This window comes from Rhizobium sp. WYCCWR10014 (assembly GCF_001657485.1).
In the GTDB taxonomy this organism is placed as follows: Bacteria; Pseudomonadota; Alphaproteobacteria; order Rhizobiales; family Rhizobiaceae; genus Rhizobium.
In genome coordinates, this window is record NZ_LXFU01000051.1 from 63,533 (window position 1) to 81,824 (window position 18,292).

Below are 18,292 nucleotides of genomic sequence, written 5' to 3' on the forward strand. Positions count from 1 at the left end.
ATTATTGGGCCGGCTTGTAGATTTGGTCAAATACGCCGCCGTCGCCGAAGAATTTCGGCTGTGCGCTCTTCCAGCCGCCGAAGTCGTCGATGGTCGCGAGCGTCAGCTTCGGGAAGCGGGCGATGTCTGCCGGATCGGCGGCTTCCGGCTTGGTCGGCCGATAGTAGTGCTTGGCAGCGATCTTCTGGCCTTCGTCCGAATAGAGGTAGTTGAGATAGGCTTCGGCGACCTTGCGCGTACCCTTCTTGTCGACATTGCCGTCGACGACAGCCACCGGCGGGTCGGCGCGGATGGAGAAGGTCGGCGTCACGATTTCGAACTGGTCGGGACCGAGCTCTTCAAGCGAAAGATAGGCTTCGTTTTCCCAGGCGAGCAGCACATCGCCAAGGCCGCGCTGGACGAAAGTGGTCGTGGCGCCGCGAGCGCCGGTGTCGAGAACCGGAACATGCTGCAGCAGTTTCGCAACGTATTCCTGCGCCTTGGCTTCGTCGCCGCCATTCGCCTGCTTGGCCCATGCCCAGGCGGCCAGGAAGTTCCAGCGGGCGCCGCCGGATGTCTTCGGGTTCGGGGTGATGACCTGAACGTCATCCTTGACCAGGTCGCCCCAATCCTTGATGCCCTTCGGGTTGCCCTTGCGGACGAGGAAGACGATCGTCGACGTATAAGGCGTCGAATTGTTGGGGAACTTGGTCTTCCAGTCGGCGGGGATCTTGCCGGTCGCCTTGGCGATGGCGTCGATGTCGCCTTCGAGGGCAAGTGTCACGACATCGGCGTCGAGGCCGTCGATGACGGAACGGGCCTGGGCGCCGGAACCGCCATGCGATGCCTGGATCGTCACGGTTTCACCGCTGTCCTTTTGCCACTTGGCGGCAAAGGCGGCATTGAAATCCTTGTACAATTCGCGGGTCGGATCGTAGGAAACGTTGAGAAGCGTCTGATCCGCGAATGCCGGAGCAATGCTCCCGATTGCGAAGCTGCTTGCCATGACCGCAGCTGCGATGAGCCGGGTGAGCCGTTGTGTCTGCATGGGGAACCCTCCTGTTTTCTGGCTTAACTCTATCAACTCAGTCGTATAATGAAACGAAGGTTCTTCCGGATCCTGCGTGGCCGTTAGAATGCCATTCCATTTAAGGGGCAATTTGGAAATGGACGTGCCGGAGTTGGCCGCGGCCAATTGGTCGCCCGGGCGCTGCCTCTCGCGGGGCCGTGTTTTTTTGGCCACAGTTCCTCCACGAAAACGACATGGTGGTGCAGATTTTTGCCAAGTTTTTGCCGCGATGACACTTGCGGATTCCTATATGGCTCCCGTGCGGTCGTATTCGCCGACTGCTACGCGGGGGCAACCCTTGAAGTGCGCCTCGCATTCCAAACCTGTTAAGGGCCATTCAAATGAATATCAGAACTATCCTTTTTGCCTCCGTTGCCGCCCTTGCCGCGGCCTCCGGAGCCCGCGCAGCCGACGCCATCGTGGCGGCGGAACCCGAGCCCGTGGAATATGTTCGCGTTTGCGACGCCTACGGTACCGGCTATTTTTATATTCCGGGGACGGAAACATGCCTTTCGATCGGCGGTTACATCCGTACCGAAGTGCGCTTCGGTGAGCAGATCTCCGGCGATTCCGACGTAAACTTCTGGACTCGCGGTCAGGTCACCTTCCAGACCAAGAACGACACCGAGTACGGTACGCTCACCGGCGTCATCACGCTGCGTTACAATGTCGACAATGCCTCCGATCAGGAAGCTCTGCTGGATGAGGGTTATCTCGACATTGCCGGTTTCCGCGCCGGTAAACTGTACAGCTGGTGGGACGACGACATGAGCGGCGAGACCGATACGCTCGCCAGCAACGAGACGACCCATAACTCGATCCGTTATCAGTACGAGAATGGCGCTTTCGCGGCCGGCATTTCGGTCGACGAACTGGAAGAAGACTACGCCACCAAGCCGGGCGAAGGCCCGAACAACTTCGGTGTCGCAGGCCAGGTCTCCTACAAGGCCGGCGCAATCAGCGCTTACCTGCTTGCCGGTTATGACACCGACACCAGCGAAGTCGCTGTCCGCGGTATCGTCTATGCCGACATCGGCCCGGGCACGCTCGGCATTGCCGGCGTATGGGCAAGCGGCGCCAACTACTACTACGAAGAGTCCGAATGGACGATCGCAGCAGAATATGCCTTGAAGGTCAACGACAAGTGGTCGGTCACCCCGGGCTTCCAGTACTTCGAGAACATCGCTCTCGAGGCTGACGGCAACGGCTTCACCGGCGGCAGCGCCTACACGACCGGTGTCACCATCGACTACCAGATCGTCGAAGACCTGCGTTCGAAGCTCAGCGTGCAATATCACGACGAGGACGAAGGCGACGACGAAGTGTTCGGCTTCCTGCGCTTCCAGCGCGATTTCTAAGACAGTCTGATTGCAGACGAGCGGGCGCGACCTTCGGGCCGCGCCTTTTTTATGATGCCGAAAAGTGTGAGAGATTTTCGGACGACTTCATGCTCTCGCTATTGAATTTGGACGTCACACCCGTGAATCGGCGATGAAATCGGAATAGAATTCGTCGACCGTTCTTGCCTTGCGCATGGCGGCAAGCACGCCGTCCGATTGCAACTGCCTGGCGATGGCCGAAAGCACGTTCAGATATTCGCCGCGATTGTTTTCTCCGAAGAGCAGCACGAAGGCGATGTCGGTCGCGATATCGTCGATCGCCTCGAAATCCAGCGGCTGGGCGAAGCGGATGAGCAGGCCACGCGGGCTGGTCATGCCGTCGATCGCCGCATGCGGGATGGCGATGCCGTTGCCGATCCCCGTCGAGCCGAGCTTCTCACGCGCTTCGAGCGCCTTCAGGATGGTCTGACCGTCGACGGAGAAAGCCTTGGCGGCCTTGTCGGCTATGGTCTGCAGCGCGCGCCATTTGGTCGGCGCCGACACACCGATGAAGGTGTGTTCCGGCCGGATGATGTTGGGAAGGTTCATGTCATTCTCGATGCTGTTCGGGCTCGATACTGTTCGGGCAGCGGGAGGGAGGGGATGTCAATCCGGTTCCCTGAGCCGGTAGCCGACGCCGGTCTCCGTGGTGATATAGTGCGGCTGGTCCGGAATCTGCTCGATTTTTTGCCGCAGCTGCCGGACATAGACGCGCAGATACTGCACATCAGCCGCCGGCCCCCATATCTGCTTTAGAAGAAACTGGTGTGTCAGCACCTTGCCGGCATGCTGGGCGAGCACGCGCAGGATGTCGTATTCCTTCGGTGACAGCTTTATTTCCGTGCCGTCGACCTTGACGATGCGCTTGACGAGATCGATCGACAGCCCGCCGGTCTGGAAGATCGCCTTTTCGCCCTGCTGCTGCAGGCGGTGGCGCAGCGCCACACGGATGCGGGCGCCGAGTTCGTTGATGCCGAAGGGCTTGGTGACGTAATCGTCGGCGCCACTTTCCAGCGCCCTGACGATGCCGGCCTCGTCGGTGCGGCTGGAGAGAATGACGACGGGCATGGAGAGCCCCTCGTCGCGCCACTCCTGCAGCAGGTCGTGACCTGATTTGTCGGGCAGGCCGAGGTCGAGCACGATGAGGTCGGGCATGTCGTCGGCGACCGACTGACGGGCGGCGCTGGCGTTCGGCGCTTCCTGCACCTCGTAGCCCTGCGCGGTTAGGCCGACGCGGAGCAGCTTGCGGATCGGAGGCTCGTCGTCGACGACGAGGATTTTGACGGCTGAACCGGTCATCTGAGTTCATCCAGTTTCGGAATGTCTGTGGGTTTCGGCAGGCGGATAGTGAAGACGGCGCCCGGACGGCCCGTCCGGTTGCCGGCTGTGATCGTGCCGCCCATCGCCTCGATGAAGCCGCGACAGATGGAAAGGCCAAGCCCGGTGCCGGCGCGCACCTGATCGCCCTTGCGCACGCGGTAGAAGGTGTCGAAGACGCGGTTAAGATCGGCCGGCGGGATGCCTGGGCCTTCGTCCGAGACCTGCACGACGACGTTGTCGGCATCGGCCCAGCCCTCGATATGGATCACCGATCCCTCGGGCGCGTATTTCGCGGCATTGTCGAGCAGGTTGAAGATTACCTGCTCGAACAGGACAGGATCGACGCGCACCATCGGCAGGTCGGCTGGAATGTTCATCTCGGTCTTGTGGCCGTCGAGGATCTTTGCGGCACGGCGAAGTGCGCTGCCGACAATATCGCCGGCATAATGCAGCGCATAGTTCGGCTCCATCGCGCCGGATTCGATCTTGGTCATATCGAGCAGGTTGGCGATGAAGCGGTTGAGGCGTTCGGATTCGTCGACGACGGTTGACAGCAGGTCGCTGCGGTCCTCCTCCGGCATCGAGGCGAAATAGTCGCGCAGCGTGCCGGCGGCGCCGAGGATGGCGGCAAGCGGTGTCTTCAGGTCGTGGGAGATAGAAGTCAGCAGGGCCGAGCGCAGCCGGTCGGCTTCGGCCCCAAGTCTTGCCCGGTCGACATCAGCGACGAGCTGGACGCGTTCGATGGCAAGCGCCGCCTGGTCGGCCAACGCATCGAGCAACCGCTGCTGCTCAGGCGTCAGCAACGGTCCGTCGCGGCGGTCACTGTCGAGGCCGATGACACCGACGGCGGTGCGCCCGGTTCTCAGCGGCACATAGAGGCGTTTGGCGCCGGGCAGGGTGTCGGCGCCGCGGCCGGCGGCGTGATTGTGCTCCCAGGCCCAGCGGGCGGCGGCGATATCGGCATCGTCGAGCGTATCATCCGGCGGATAACCGGCCTTGACTGCGATGGTACCTTCTTCCGGCAGCAGCAGCACGACGCGGACCTTCAGCATCGAGGCGAGCTGGAAGGCGGTCGCCCAGAGCACGTCGTCGAGCGTGCCGGTGCCGGCGAGCTTTTTCGAGAAGAGATAGAGATCTTCCGTCGTGCGCGCTCGCTGGCGGGCGGCTGCGGCTTGGCGCTGCACGGTCGCGGTCAGGTTGCTGGCGATGATGGCGACGCCTAGGAAAAAGAAGAGCGCAAGCACGCTTTCCGGATCGCTGATCGTCAGCGTGTAGCGCGGCGGAAGGAAGAAGAAGTTGAAGGACAGCGCGCTGAGGATGCAGCTGTAAAGGGCCGGCCGCAGGCCGTGGAGGACCGCTGAGGTCAGCACCGCCATCAGGAAGACGAGGGCGAGGTTGCGCACGTCGAGCACCTGGTCAAGCACGACGCTGACGCCGAGCGCGATGGCAACATAAAAGGTTGCCAGCAGGTAGGCCCTGAGATCCAGTTGCGGCGGGGTGACGGCCGCCCTGACGCCGCGCGCGGTGGTGCCGTCCTTCTCGTTGCCCGATATGACGTGGACGCTGATCTCGCCGGTCTTGCGGATCAGCTCGTCGGTGACCGAGCGGCTCCACCAGTCGCGCCATGTCGGCTTCTTCGGGGCGCCGATGACGATATGGGTGACGTTGTTGGCGGTGGCGTGGCGGACGAGCTCTTCGGCCACTTCGCGGCCGGGAAGGGTGATCGCTTCGCCGCCGAGCTGCTCGGCAAGACGCAGCGTGGCAGCGACCGTATCGCGCTCGGCTTCCGTCAGATTGATCGAGCGGTTGGTCTCGATATAGACGGCAGCCCAGGGTGCGCGCAGCCGCGAGGCCATGCGAGCGGCATAACGCACCAGCGAGGCGGAGCGCGGATGATGGTCGACCGAGACGAGAACCCGTTCGCCCGCCGCCCAGGGGCCTGATATGGCATGGGCCTGCATATGTGTGAGCAACTGGTCGTCGACGCGCTGGGCAGTCTTGCGCAGCGCGAGTTCCCTGAGCGCCGTCAGGTTGCCTGGCGTGAAATAGTTGGTCAACGCCCGCTCGGCGGTGCGCGGCATGTAGACCTTGCCGTCATGTAGGCGCTTGATCAGATCATCCGGCGTCAGGTCAATGATCTCGACGTCGTCGGCAAGGTCGATGATCGAGTCCGGCACCGTCTCACGCACGCGAATACGGGTGATCTGCGAGACGATGTCGTTCAGGCTTTCGACATGCTGGATGTTCAGCGTCGTATAGACGTCGATGCCGCGATCGAGCAATTCCTTGACGTCGAGGTAGCGCTTCGGATGGCGGCTGCCCTCGGCATTGGTATGGGCGAGTTCGTCGACCAGCACGAGATCAGGCCGGCGGGCGAGGATGCCGTCGAGGTCCATTTCCTCGAGCGGCCGGCCCTTGTAGCTGATTTCGACGCGCGGGATGATCTCGAAGCCGGCGAGGAGGGCCTCGGTCTCCTTGCGGCCATGGGTCTCGACGACGCCGATGACGACATCGAGACCGTCGGCGATCTTGGCACGGCCGGAGACGAGCATCTCGTAGGTCTTGCCGACGCCGGGGGCGGCACCCAGAAAGATCTTCAAACGACCGCGTGTCTCCGCCCGGGCTTTTTCGAGAAGCGCATCGGGCGAGGGCCTGCCGGCCTGGTCGCGATTGTCGTCTGGCATGCGTATGATCTTTCTGCAGATGGCTGCCGAGGACGGGCGCTATGTCTTCCTATCCTTCGTTCCTGCGACGAGCGCCGCAATGGGAAGGAAAAGGGCGCCCAGCCTGCCAGGGTCACTGAGTCATAGAAGCATCAAGGCTCTGATTCAACGCCAGAACATTGACGGTGGGTTCGCCGAGAATGCCGAGCTCGCGGGCTTGAACGGCGCCGTCGACCAGCGCCTTGACCTTGGCTTCATCAAGGCTTCGCGCCTTGGCCACGCGCCCCACCTGGAAGTAAGCGGCCTCCGGCGAAATGTGGGGATCGAGGCCGCTGCCCGAAGCGGTGACGAGGTCGGCGGGGACATCGGCCGTCGGGTTCGCCGCCTTGGCGGCGTCATAGTCGCCCTTGACGCGGTCGATCAGCTTCTGGCTGGTCGGGCCGAGGTTTGAGCCGCTGGAGGCGGCCGCATTGTAGCCGTCGCCGGCTGCCGAGGGACGGCCGTGGAAATATTTGTCGCTGGTGAAGGCCTGGCCGATCAGCGTCGAGCCGATCACCTGACCGTTCTTTTGGATCAGGCTGCCGTTCGCCTGGTTCGGGAAGAGGGCCTGGGCGGCCCCCGTCATGGCGAGCGGGTAGAGAAGGCCGGTGATGGCAGTGGTGGCGACGATCATGACGACCGCCGGACGAAGTTCTTTCAACATTGTTCTTACTCCTTGGAGCGTTTCAGGCCAATTTTGTTAGGCCAGGCCGAGGGCTGCGACGGCCATGTCGATCGCCTTGATGCCGATGAAGGGGACGATGATGCCGCCGAGGCCGTAGATCAGCAGGTTGCGCGACAGCAACGCGCCGGCGCCGATCGGACGGTAGCGGACACCCTTCAGCGACAGCGGGATCAGCGCGATGATGATCAGCGCGTTAAAGATGATCGCCGAAAGGATGGCGCTTTGCGGCGTCGAAAGCCCCATGATGTTCAGGATGCCGAGCTGCGGGTAGAAGGTCAGGAACATCGCCGGGATGATGGCGAAGTACTTGGCGATGTCGTTGGCGATCGAGAAGGTCGTCAGCGCGCCGCGCGTCATCAACAGCTGCTTGCCGATCTCGACGATCTCGATGAGCTTCGTCGGGTCGCTGTCGAGGTCGACCATGTTGCCGGCCTCGCGGGCAGCGACCGTGCCGGTGTTCATTGCGACGCCGACATCGGCCTGGGCGAGCGCCGGCGCATCGTTGGTGCCGTCGCCGCACATGGCGACGAGCTTGCCCTTCGACTGTTCCTCGCGCATCAGCGCCAGCTTCATTTCCGGCGTTGCCTGGGCAAGGAAGTCGTCGACGCCGGCTTCCGCTGCGATGGCGGCTGCCGTCAGCGGGTTGTCGCCGGTGATCATCACGGTACGGATGCCCATGCGGCGAAGCTCGGTGAAGCGTTCGCGGATGCCGCCCTTGACGATATCCTTCAGCTGGATGACGCCGAGCAGTTTGCCGTCGCGGGCAACGGCCAGCGGCGTGCCGCCTGATTTGGCGACTTCGTCGGCGATCGACTGCAGTTCGCGTACGACCTCGCTGCCGTTTTTCGAGGATGCGTCGCCGTTGACATAGGCCAGCAAGGCATCGACAGCGCCCTTGCGGATCGAGGCGCCTTCGAGATCGACGCCGCTCATGCGGGTCTGGGCGGTAAAGGGCACGAAGGTTGCCTTGAGGCTCGCCATATCGCGGCCGCGGATCGCATATTTCTCCTTGGCGAGCACGACGATGGAGCGGCCTTCCGGCGTTTCGTCGGCAAGCGAGGCGAGTTGGGCGGCGTCGGCGAGATCCTGTTCGGAAACGCCGCGAACCGGGCGGAAGGTCGTCGCCTGACGATTGCCGAGGGTGATCGTGCCGGTCTTGTCGAGCAGCAGCGTATCGACATCGCCGGCGGCTTCGACCGCCCGGCCGGACATGGCGAGCACGTTGAAGCGGACGAGGCGGTCCATGCCGGCGATGCCGATCGCCGACAGCAGCGCGCCGATCGTCGTCGGGATGAGGGTGACGAAGAGGGCGACGAGCACGATGATCGGGATCGAGCCGCCGGCATAGATGGCAAAGCTCGGGATCGTCGCCGTGGCGAGCACGAAGATCAGCGTCATGCCGGCCAAGAGGATGTTGAGCGCGATCTCGTTCGGGGTCTTCTGGCGTTCGGCACCTTCAACGAGCGCGATCATCCGGTCAAGGAAGGTCGAGCCGGCAGCGGCGGTGATGCGGACGCGGATCCAGTCGGACAGCACCTGCGTGCCGCCTGTTACCGCCGAGCGGTCGCCGCCGGATTCGCGGATAACAGGGGCGGATTCGCCTGTGATCGCCGCTTCGTTGACGGAGGCCACGCCTTCGATAACCTCGCCGTCCGACGGGATGATGTCGCCGGCCTCGACGAGCACGAGGTCGCCGACCTTGAGGCTGGTGCCCGGCACCATGCGGTAGCCGCTGCCATTATTGGCGGTCAGCAGCTTCGCCTGGGTTTCGGTGCGCGCCTTGCGCAGCGAATCCGCCTGCGCCTTGCCGCGGCCTTCGGCGACGGCCTCGGCGAAATTGGCAAATAGCACCGTGAACCAGAGCCAGAGATTGATCTGGAACGAGAAGCCGAGATTGCCGTTGCCTGCCACCAGATCGCGCAGGAAGAGGATGGTGGTCAGCACCGAGACCGTGGCCACGACGAACATGACCGGGTTTCTGGCGAGTGCCCGGGGGTTGAGCTTCTTGAAAGCGGCGCCCACGGCCGGAATGAGGATGCGAGAATCCATGATGCTCGCGGATTTTGCCTGGCTCATAAGAGACTCCAGCTTTGAAACGAGGATGGCGAACCGGAAGCCGGTCAGCCCTGTAAGATTTTGACTATGGCGGCGATGACGAGCAGGCCTGCCATCATCACCAGGATGATGTCGGAGGCTTGGGGTCTCGGACCATTCCCACGTCCCGGCGCACCGGGACGTGAGTGGAAGGCGTTGCGAAGCCTGTGACGGAGGATCATGGCATCACCTCAAAAGGTCTGGCCGGCGATCATGACCAGGTGCTCGACGACGGGGCCAAGGGCCAACGCCGGGAAGAAGGTCAGGCCGCCGACGATCAGGATCGTGCCGACGAGCAGACCGACGAAGAGCGGACCGTCTGTCGGGAAGGTGCCTGCCGAAGCCGGAACCGTCTTCTTGGCGATCAGTGAGCCGGCGATGGCAAGCGCCGGGATGATGACCAGGAAGCGGCCGGCGAGCATGCCGATGCCGAGCGTCACGTTGTACCAGGGCGTATTGCCGGTCAGGCCGCCGAAAGCCGAGCCGTTGTTGGCCGCAGCCGACGTATAGGCATAAAGGATTTCGGAGAAACCGTGCGGGCCGGCGGTGCCGATCGAGGCGACGGCGCTTGGAAGCACCGTGGCGATCGCAGTGAACACCAGCATGGCGAGCGGCAGGCAGAGAATGGCGAGAACGGCCATCTTCATTTCCTTCGCCTCGATCTTCTTGCCGAGATATTCCGGCGTGCGGCCGACCATCAGGCCGGCGACGAAGACGGCGACGATGATGAACAGCAGGATGCCGTAGAAGCCAGCGCCGACACCGCCGACGATGACTTCGCCGAGTTGCATGTTGATCAGCGGTACGAGGCCACCGAGTGCCGTGAAGCTGCCGTGCATCGCATTGACCGCGCCGCATGAGGCCGCCGTGGTGATGACCGCAAAGAGCGAGGATAGGGCGACACCGAAGCGGACTTCCTTGCCTTCCATGTTGCCGCCGCCAAGACCGAAGGCATGCATCAGCGGATTGCCGGCGGCTTCCGCCCAATAGGTGACGCCGACACCGACGATGAACAGGATGCCCATCGTGGCAAGGATTGCCCAGCCCTGGCGCTGGTTGCCGACCATTCGGCCGAAAACATTGGTGAGGGCCGCACCGATCGCGAAGATCGAGACCATCTGGATGAGGTTGGAGATCGCATCGGGGTTTTCGAACGGATGGGCGGAATTGGCATTGAAGAAGCCGCCACCGTTGGTGCCGAGCATCTTGATCGCAAGCTGCGATGCAACGGGACCGACGGCGATTGTCTGCTGCGCACCTTCGAGCGTCGTCGCATTGACGTAAGGGCCAAGCGTCTGCGGCACGCCGAGATAGACAAAGACCAGTGTCAGCACGATGCAGATCGGCAGCAGCACATAGAAGGTCGCCCTGGTCATATCGACCCAGAAATTGCCGACGGCCTTGCCCGAAGCGCGCGAGAAGGCGCGAATGAAGGCAAGCGCGATGGCAATGCCCGTCGCCGCGGAGACGAAGTTCTGGACCGTGAAGCCGGCCATCTGGGTCAGATAGGACATCGTGCTTTCGCCGCCGTAATTCTGCCAGTTGGTATTGCTGACGAAGCTGACGGCGGTGTTGAAGGAAAGCTCGGGCGGAACGGCTGCCATGCCGGCTGGATTATAGGGAAGGCCGGCCTGCAGGCGTTGCAGCGCGTAAAGCACGATGACGCCGAGCAGGCTGAAGAGCAGCAGGGCGAAGGCATAGGAGGTCCAATGCTGTTCCTCGCGTTCGCTGGTGCCGGCAATGCGGTAAAGTCCCCGTTCGATCGGAACGAGGACCGGTGACAGGAAAGTGCGCTCGCCGCTGAAGACACGCGTCATGTAACCGCCGAGCGGTTTGACGAGCACGAGGACGATCCCACAGTAAAGCAGGATCTGAAGCCATCCGTTGAGGGTCATTTGGGGTAACTTTCAATACCCGGCTGCTTCTAAGGTCGCGCACGCGCGAGCTAAGAAGCGCCAGTTCTCTTCAAAAGCGTTCTGGGCGAAGGAGAGCGTAGGTGAGGTAAACGGTGAGAAACACGGTTACGGCACCGCTCAAGACATAATCGAGGGTCATCGTCGCTTCTCCTGTCAAAGCCTGTCGCAGGCCCGGGTGTAGGCAAAGCACAGCGCGAAGAATATGATCGCGGTGCCGATTAGAATGATATCCATCATGATCGTGACTCCTGTTGTTCTTCTTGGAGTCAGACAAGACAAAGGGCGCTGGGAGGCCGCCTTTCATGCTTTCTGGCGTGGAGATGATCTTTTCGATCTCTCGGCCATCAATATGGAGCCGAAGTGCATAAAGGTTCGAGACGGACGACAGGCGATCTATATAAAAATCTTATAAATGCCCTTCCGAGGGCGCTCACCATCGGACGCGTTTTCGGCCGAGCCGCTGCCGGGCACCGACCTTGGCAAATCTGCCTGAGCATTTTTTCATTTGTTGAGCAAAAGCCTTCGCAATCTGGTTGAATTGGGAAGGCTTCGGGTCTTATAGTCGCTTCGACGCTGCCCGACGGAGTCATGGGCAAGCCATTAGGGAAGGAAACCGACGATGACCAAAGTCCGTGCGCTTGTCCTCGAGCGCCAGCATGAGCTTGCGCTCCGCGATATCGATCTGCCGCTCGAAACCGGCCCCGGCGAGGTGAAGATCAGGATCCACACCGTCGGCGTCTGCGGTTCGGACGTGCATTATTACACCCATGGTAAGATCGGCCCCTTCGTCGTCAACGCGCCGATGGTGCTCGGCCATGAGGCGGCAGGCACGGTGGTCGAGGTCGGCGCCGGCGTCACGCATCTGAAAGTCGGCGACCGCGTCTGCATGGAGCCGGGCATTCCCGATCCGAATTCCAAGGCAAGCCGGCTCGGCATGTACAATATCGACCCGGCCGTCACCTTCTGGGCGACCCCGCCGATCCACGGCGTGCTGACATCAGAGGTCGTGCATCCCGCCAATTACACCTTCAAGCTGCCCGACAATGTCAGCTTCGCCGAAGGCGCCATGGTCGAGCCCTTCGCCGTCGGCATGCAGGCGGCCACCAAGGCGAAGATTACGCCTGGTGATACTGCCGTCGTCCTCGGCGCCGGACCGATCGGCACGATGGTGGCGATCGCGGCCCTTGCCGGCGGCTGCGCCCGCGCGATCGTCGCCGATCTTGCCCAGCCGAAGCTCGATATCGCTGCGCAGTATCAGGGCGTCATTCCGGTGAATATCCGCGAGAAGAACCTGGCCGAAGAGGTTGCCCGGCTGACCGACGGCTGGGGCGCCGATGTCGTCTTCGAATGCTCCGGCTCGCCGAAGGCCTGGGAGACGATCATGGCGCTGCCGCGCCCGGGCGGCGTCATCGTCGTCGTCGGCCTGCCGGTCAACCCGATCGGCTTCGACGTCTCGACGGCATCCACCAAGGAAATCCGCATCGAGACGGTGTTCCGTTACGCGCACCAGTATGAGCGCTCGGTCGCGCTGCTCGGCTCGGGACGCGTCGATCTGAAGCCGCTGATTTCCGAGACCTTTAAGTTCGAAGATTCGATCAAGGCGTTTGATCGCGCCGTCGAAGCGCGGCCGAGCGACGTGAAGCTGCAGATCGTGATGGACTAGGACGCCATACCGCTACGAGTGCCTGGCGCTCAGTTTCATCTTGCGAAAGGCAAGAGCCGCGGCCGCGACGACAGCTGCGGCTCCGATTGCAATCAGCAGATGGCGATGAAGCGGAAGGTGGCCCAATGTCTGTTGGATGCCGTGCCCGAATAGATAACCGAGTGCCGTGAACAGCTGGCCCCACACCAGCGCGGCCACGGCATTCAGGACGATGAATTTACCGGTCGCTATTCGCGTCGTCCCGATCACGATCGGGCTGATCGTCCGCAATCCCACCAGGAAACGAAACGCAAGGATGAAGCCTGTGGGATATCTTTCCAAAAGCCGGGTGGCGCGCGCCAGCGTCGGTCTTTCCATCAGCCGCCGGACGAGACCCCATCGAGCCGCATAACGGCCGGCGAAGAACCAGAACTGATCGCCCGCGAAGGATCCTGCCGTAGCCGCAAGCGATGCCGACCAATAACTCAGCAGCCCGCGGTGGGAGATGACGCCGCCAAGGAAGGCGGCTGTTTCGCCTTCGAAGGCTGCGCCCAGAAATATCGCCAACAGGCCGTAGTGCTCGATCAGCAGTTCGATAGACACTCAGCCCGCCTCCAGCTGTCGATTTCGAAGCATCAATTCATAGCTAGAGCGTTTCCGTTTTTCTCCGAATCACGGAAATGCTCTATCTCTTTATTTCCACGCAATTCCGGACGCAAAACCGCTGCGCACTTTTGCTGAAATTGCTCTAAACCGGCTTCAAATCCCCAAGCAGCGTCGGGATCAGCTCCGACACCGTCGGATGGATCGGCACCGACCATTGCAGTGCGGGATAGGTCGTTCCTGCATTCATCGCGTCTATGATGCCGTGGATCACCTCGTCGCCCTCGATGCCAAGGATCGCAGCGCCGAGGATTTTTTTGGTCTCGGCGTCGGCGATCACCTTCATGAAGCCCTTGGTCTCGCCGCGCTCGTTGGCGCGGCCGACGCGGCTCATCGGCCGGGTCGAGATCATGATCTTGCGTCCCGAGGCGCGCGCCTGCTTCTCCGTCATGCCGACGCGGCCGAGCGGCGGGTCGATGTAGAGCGCATAGGCCGGGATGCGGCTCGAGAGTTTGCGGTCGCCGCCGTCGAGCAGATTGGCGGCGGCGATTTCGAAATCATTGTAGGAAGTGTGGGTGAAGGCGCCGTGGCCGTTACAGTCGCCGAGCGCCCAGATGCCCTCGACATTGGTGGCAAGCCTGTCGTCGACGGTAATGAAGCCGCGTCCGTCGGTAATGACGCCGGCGGCATCGAGGCCGAGATCGTCGGTGTTCGGCTTGCGGCCGGTGGCGATCAGCACATGGCTCGCATCGATCCTCGCTGAATCGGTGGCGACCGTTATTCCATCGCTGTTCCTGGCGAAGGCGATGTCGCTGGCGCCGGTATGAATGTCGATCCCCTCCGAGCGCAGGACATCGGCGATTGCGTCGGATATATCCTCGTCCTCGCGCGATGCGAGCTTGGGGCCATGCTCAATGACGCTGACTTCGGCGCCGAAGCGGCGATACATCTGCGCGAATTCCAGCCCGATATAACTGCCGCCGATCACGGCCAGATGTCGGGGCAGCGTGTCGAGATGGATGATCGAGGTGCTGGTGAGATAGTCGATATCGTTGATCCCGGGCAGGTCGGGGATGACGGGGCGCGCGCCGACATTGAGGAAGATGCGCGGTGCGGTCAGCGTCTCGCCGTTGACGCTGACGGTATTCGGATCCTCGAAACGGGCGTGGCCGTAGATCACGGTCATGCCGTCCATGCCGGCGAACCAGCCGATCAGACCGTTGCGGGCGTTCGTGGTCACGGTTTCGGCACGAGCCCTCACCACTTTCATGTCGATGGCGATCTCGCCTGGGAGATTCACGCCGTAAACGGCGCCGTTTCTCGCGACATGGGCGGCGCGGGCGCTGGCGACCAGCGTCTTCGTCGGCATGCAGCCGGCATTGACGCAGGTGCCGCCGAGGAACTTGCGCTCGATGAGGGCGACCTTCATGCCCTTTTCGACCATGCGGGCGGCGAGGAAGGGGCCGGCTTGGCCGCCCCCGATGACGATGGCGTCGAAGCTCTTCATGACACGACCACGATCAGCAGCGCGCCGATGACGGCGACGGCATCTTCGATGAGAGCGGCCGGCAGATCCTTACCGAAGGAGGCGGCAAGCCTGCCGCGGACGGCGGCGCCACCATATGTGCCGATGACGGCGCCGATCACCCCGGCAATCAGCCCGCCGAAGAGCAGGCCGCTGGCGGCACCGATCGTGGCGCCGGCCAGCCCGCCCATGACGATGCGGGCACCGAATTGCACAGGCACCTTGCGCGACGGCGTGGACGGTAGCTGATCGGTGATCAGTTCGACGACGGCGAGAAGCGTGAAGATCCACGGCGTCCACTGGTAACCCATGAAGGCAAGCGGCGTCTGCGAGACATCGAACCAGCCGAGTGCTGCGCCCCAGGCGACGGCGGCGGGCGCCGTCATGGCGCGAAGCCCTGATATGACACCAATCAGCAATGCAAGCAGCAGAAACATGCATGATCCCCCTTTTGCCGGCTATTGCCGTCGTAGGGGAAGGTTGCACATTGTCAGGCGCGTGGCAATTCGCCCTTTCGCGCCAATGCGCTAGTTCGCAAAGGCGGCAATGCCGGTGATCGCCCGGCCGATGATCAGCGCGTGGATGTCGTGTGTGCCCTCATAGGTGTTGACCACTTCGAGGTTGACGAGATGACGGGCGATGCCGAATTCGTCGGAGATGCCGTTGCCGCCGAGCATGTCGCGGGCCGCCCGCGCAATCTCCAGCGCCTTGCCGCAGCTGTTGCGCTTGAGGATCGAGGTCAGCTCCACCGGCGGACGGCCTTCCTCCTTCATGCGGCCAAGCCGCAGGCAGCCCTGAAGACCGAGCGAGATTTCCGCCACCATGTCGGCGAGCTTCTTCTGGATCAGCTGGTTGGCAGCAAGCGGCCGGCCGAACTGCTTGCGCTCGAGCGTGTATTGCCGGGCTCTTGCATAACAATCCTCGGCCGCACCGAGTGCGCCCCAGGCGATGCCGAAACGGGCCGAGTTCAGGCAGGTGAACGGTCCCTTGAGGCCGGTTACATCAGGCAGAAGGTTTTCCTCAGGCACGAAGACCCCGTCCATCACCACTTCGCCGGTGATCGAGGCGCGTAAGCCCACCTTGCCGTGGATCGCGGGCGCCGAAAGTCCTTTCCAGCCCTTTTCGAGGATGAAGCCGCGGATGAGGCCGTCCTCGGTCTTTGCCCAGACGACAAAGACATCGGCGATCGGCGCGTTGGAGATCCAGGTCTTCGAGCCGGTGAGGCTGTAGCCGCCGTCGACCTTCTTGGCGCGTGTCGCCATCGAGCCGGGGTCGGAGCCATGATCGGGCTCCGTCAGGCCGAAGCAGCCGATCCATTCGCCGGTGGCGAGTTTCGGCAGGTATTTCAGCTTCTGCGCCGCGGAGCCGAAGGTTTCGATCGGCACCATCACGAGCGAGGACTGGACGCTCATCATCGAGCGGTAACCGCTATCGACCTTTTCGACCTCGCGGGCGATCAGGCCGTAGGCGACGTAGCCGAGGCCGGCACCGCCATAATCCGGCGAGATCGTCGGGCCGAGCAGGCCGAGTTCGCCCATTTCGCGGAAGATCTCAGGATCGGTCTTTTCATGGCGGAAGGCGTCGAGAACGCGGGGCGCAAGCTTTTCCTGCGCATAGGCGCGGGCGGTGTCCTGCACCATGCGCTCTTCGCTGGTCAGTTGCTCCACCAGGCGGAACGGATCGGCCCAGTCGAAAACTTCGCGCGTATGCTGCATGGCCGTGTCTCCTCAGCTTGCCTCGCCCAAGTTGGCCATAGACCCGCCAGCCGACCGCGTCAACAGAGGGCGGCAGTCTCGAAAAGACGGGCCGCGCCATCTTTTCAAAAGCGTCGGCATGATCCACTTTGCCCGCGATCGATTCTGGAACGAGGAGGCGGAAATGTCGTCAAGCGATCTGTTCGTATCGGCCGAAGGCGCCGAATGGGTCAATCCTGAGCCCGGCGTCGTCAGGCGCATCATGACCTATCTGCCCGAGATGATGATGGTGGAAGTGGCCTTCGAAAGCGGCGCCGTGGGTGCGGCCCATTCGCATCCGCACATTCAGGCCAGTTACGTCGCCGAAGGCAGTTTCGAAGTGACGATCGATGGCCGGACAGAGGTGCTCAAGCAGGGCGGCAGCTTTATCGTGCCCCCCAATCTGGTCCATGGCGTCAAGGCGCTGGAAAAGGGCCGGCTGATCGATGCATTCACCCCGCACCGGGCCGAATTCCTGAGGTAACAAGAGCATGATGCCGAAAACTGTGAGCGGTTTTTGCACGACACTCATGCTGTAGTTAAATATCCGATCTTGCCCGGCGCGCCGGACCGGCGGCGGTGACATAGGGCGGTACGAAGCGCGTATCCTCGCCGCGCACCGCCTCGCGCAGGAAGTCGATGACGGCGCGAACGCGCGGCGCCTGTTTCAGGTCGCGATGGCAGGTGATCCAGTAATGGCGCTTGAGGTCGATCTCCTCGGGCAGCACACGCACGAGTTCGGGATAACGGCTGGCGAAGAAATAGGGCAGGATGCAGAGGCCGAGGCCGTTTCTGGTGGCAGTGAGCTGCGCGAAGATGCTGGAGCTCTGGAATTGCGGCTTGATGCGCGGGTGCACGTCGCCCAGATAATCCAGGCCCGGCGCGAAAATCATCTCCTCGATATAGCTGACGAATGGATGGCCGAGCAGGTCTTCGCGGCAGGTGATCGGCGCTGCCTTCGCCAGATAGTCGCGCGAGCCATAGACCTGCAGGTGGTAGTCCGTCAGCTTCTCGGCGAAATAAGCCCCGCCCTTCGGCTCGTCGAGAACGACGGAAAGATCGGCCTCCTTGCGTGACAGCGACATGATCTGCTGGATCGTCACCAGTTCGAGCGAGAGATGCGGATGCTGGGCGGCAAACTGCGGCAGCACGGTTGCGAAGAAGAAATTGGCAAAACCCTCCGGCGCGCTCAGCCTCACCAGACCGCGCTGCGCCATCGAGCCGGCGGCAAGATCGGCGCGCAGCCGCTCGGTCTCCTGCTCCATCTTCTCGGCCGTCTCGACAAAACGCGTGCCCATGGCGGTCAGCACGTAGCCGCGCGGATTGCGCTCGAACAGCTTGACCTTGAGGGTGAACTCCAGCCGGTCGATGCGGCGCGAGACGGTGGCATGGCTGGAACGCAGCTGGCGGGCCGCCGTCGACAGCTGTCCCGTGCGGGCGACGGCTAGAAAAAACTGCAGATCGTCCCAAGTAAACTGCGGTGGATTGTTCATCGCGATCCCCTCTGTTCAAAAATGAACAGATACTGTTTGGAATTAGTTGTAAATCACCCGTTGCCTCAGGGCGGAATTTCCGTGATCGTAAGGTGAGGGTCCGTCGTTCTGAGGAGTGCGGCTGGCCAAATCTGAACAGATCCGCAATCTGG

At 62.4% G+C, this 18,292-nt stretch carries 16 protein-coding genes; 3 read left to right on the plus strand and 13 right to left on the minus strand.

From position 1 onward, the window contains the following. Nucleotide 1: 1 nt before the first annotated feature. Nucleotides 2-1,027, minus strand: a complete 1,026-nt coding sequence (locus tag A6U98_RS30285; protein WP_064654674.1) for a sulfate ABC transporter substrate-binding protein — start codon at nt 1,025-1,027, stop codon at nt 2-4. 362 nt (nt 1,028-1,389) lie between these two features. Between A6U98_RS30285 and A6U98_RS30290 the strand changes: the two genes are divergently transcribed. Continuing rightward, entirely contained in the window at nt 1,390-2,406 is a 1,017-nt protein-coding gene (locus A6U98_RS30290; RefSeq protein WP_029874803.1) for a porin, read from the plus strand. A gap of 114 nt (nt 2,407-2,520) precedes the next feature. Here the strand turns inward: A6U98_RS30290 and A6U98_RS30295 are convergent, their stop codons facing one another. The 7 genes from A6U98_RS30295 to A6U98_RS30325 form a co-directional block, all read right to left on the minus strand. Then, the gene (locus A6U98_RS30295; protein WP_064654676.1) at nt 2,521-2,976 is read right to left on the minus strand and encodes a PTS sugar transporter subunit IIA; all 456 of its coding nucleotides are present in this window, start codon (nt 2,974-2,976) and stop codon (nt 2,521-2,523) included. A gap of 57 nt (nt 2,977-3,033) precedes the next feature. Continuing rightward, nucleotides 3,034-3,726: a response regulator transcription factor gene (locus A6U98_RS30300; protein ID WP_064654677.1), complete on the minus strand. Its 693-nt coding sequence runs from the start codon at nt 3,724-3,726 to the stop codon at nt 3,034-3,036. Next, the gene (locus tag A6U98_RS30305; protein ID WP_064654680.1) at nt 3,723-6,431 is read right to left on the minus strand and encodes a sensor histidine kinase KdpD; all 2,709 of its coding nucleotides are present in this window, start codon (nt 6,429-6,431) and stop codon (nt 3,723-3,725) included. Before A6U98_RS30305 ends, A6U98_RS30300 begins: the two co-directional genes overlap by 4 nt. 112 nt (nt 6,432-6,543) lie before the next feature. Beyond that, the gene (gene kdpC / locus A6U98_RS30310; RefSeq protein WP_064654682.1) at nt 6,544-7,113 is read right to left on the minus strand and encodes a potassium-transporting ATPase subunit KdpC; all 570 of its coding nucleotides are present in this window, start codon (nt 7,111-7,113) and stop codon (nt 6,544-6,546) included. A 36-nt stretch (nt 7,114-7,149) separates the two neighbouring features. Next, nucleotides 7,150-9,210, minus strand: coding sequence for a potassium-transporting ATPase subunit KdpB (gene kdpB, locus A6U98_RS30315; protein WP_064654684.1), 2,061 nt, complete (start codon nt 9,208-9,210; stop codon nt 7,150-7,152). A gap of 209 nt (nt 9,211-9,419) precedes the next feature. Continuing rightward, nucleotides 9,420-11,123, minus strand: a complete 1,704-nt coding sequence (kdpA, locus tag A6U98_RS30320) for a potassium-transporting ATPase subunit KdpA (RefSeq protein ID WP_064654686.1) — start codon at nt 11,121-11,123, stop codon at nt 9,420-9,422. A 70-nt stretch (nt 11,124-11,193) separates the two neighbouring features. After that, nucleotides 11,194-11,283 (minus strand): K(+)-transporting ATPase subunit F, encoded by a 90-nt coding sequence (locus A6U98_RS30325; RefSeq protein WP_003547774.1) that lies wholly within the window; start codon nt 11,281-11,283, stop codon nt 11,194-11,196. Between the two features lie 480 nt (nt 11,284-11,763). On the opposite strand from A6U98_RS30325, the gene A6U98_RS30335 reads away from it, so the two are divergent. Continuing rightward, on the plus strand, nt 11,764-12,807 hold the full coding sequence (locus A6U98_RS30335) for an NAD(P)-dependent alcohol dehydrogenase (protein ID WP_064654691.1): 1,044 nt from the start codon (nt 11,764-11,766) through the stop codon (nt 12,805-12,807). 12 nt (nt 12,808-12,819) lie between these two features. On the opposite strand, the gene A6U98_RS30340 is transcribed toward A6U98_RS30335, so the two are convergent. From A6U98_RS30340 to A6U98_RS30355, 4 genes are all read right to left on the minus strand, one after another. After that, nucleotides 12,820-13,389, minus strand: coding sequence for a DedA family protein (locus A6U98_RS30340; RefSeq protein ID WP_064654693.1), 570 nt, complete (start codon nt 13,387-13,389; stop codon nt 12,820-12,822). A gap of 145 nt (nt 13,390-13,534) precedes the next feature. Beyond that, on the minus strand, nt 13,535-14,896 hold the full coding sequence (locus A6U98_RS30345; protein ID WP_064654696.1) for an FAD-containing oxidoreductase: 1,362 nt from the start codon (nt 14,894-14,896) through the stop codon (nt 13,535-13,537). Continuing rightward, nucleotides 14,893-15,351: a hypothetical protein gene (locus tag A6U98_RS30350; RefSeq protein ID WP_064654698.1), complete on the minus strand. Its 459-nt coding sequence runs from the start codon at nt 15,349-15,351 to the stop codon at nt 14,893-14,895. Before A6U98_RS30350 ends, A6U98_RS30345 begins: the two co-directional genes overlap by 4 nt. Before the next feature lie 90 nt (nt 15,352-15,441). Beyond that, a complete protein-coding gene (locus A6U98_RS30355; RefSeq protein WP_064654700.1) occupies nt 15,442-16,629 on the minus strand; it encodes an acyl-CoA dehydrogenase in 1,188 nt (395 codons plus the stop codon). Nucleotides 16,630-16,792: 163 nt separating this feature from the next. Here A6U98_RS30355 and A6U98_RS30360 point away from each other — a divergent pair, with 163 nt between their 5' ends. Beyond that, nucleotides 16,793-17,131, plus strand: a complete 339-nt coding sequence (locus A6U98_RS30360) for a cupin domain-containing protein (protein ID WP_064655344.1) — start codon at nt 16,793-16,795, stop codon at nt 17,129-17,131. Between the two features lie 55 nt (nt 17,132-17,186). On the opposite strand, the gene A6U98_RS30365 is transcribed toward A6U98_RS30360, so the two are convergent. Beyond that, nucleotides 17,187-18,140 carry a LysR family transcriptional regulator gene (locus A6U98_RS30365; RefSeq protein ID WP_064654702.1) on the minus strand — a complete coding sequence of 318 codons (954 nt, stop codon included), beginning with the start codon at nt 18,138-18,140 and terminating at the stop codon, nt 17,187-17,189. Between the last annotated feature and the right edge of the window lie 152 nt (nt 18,141-18,292).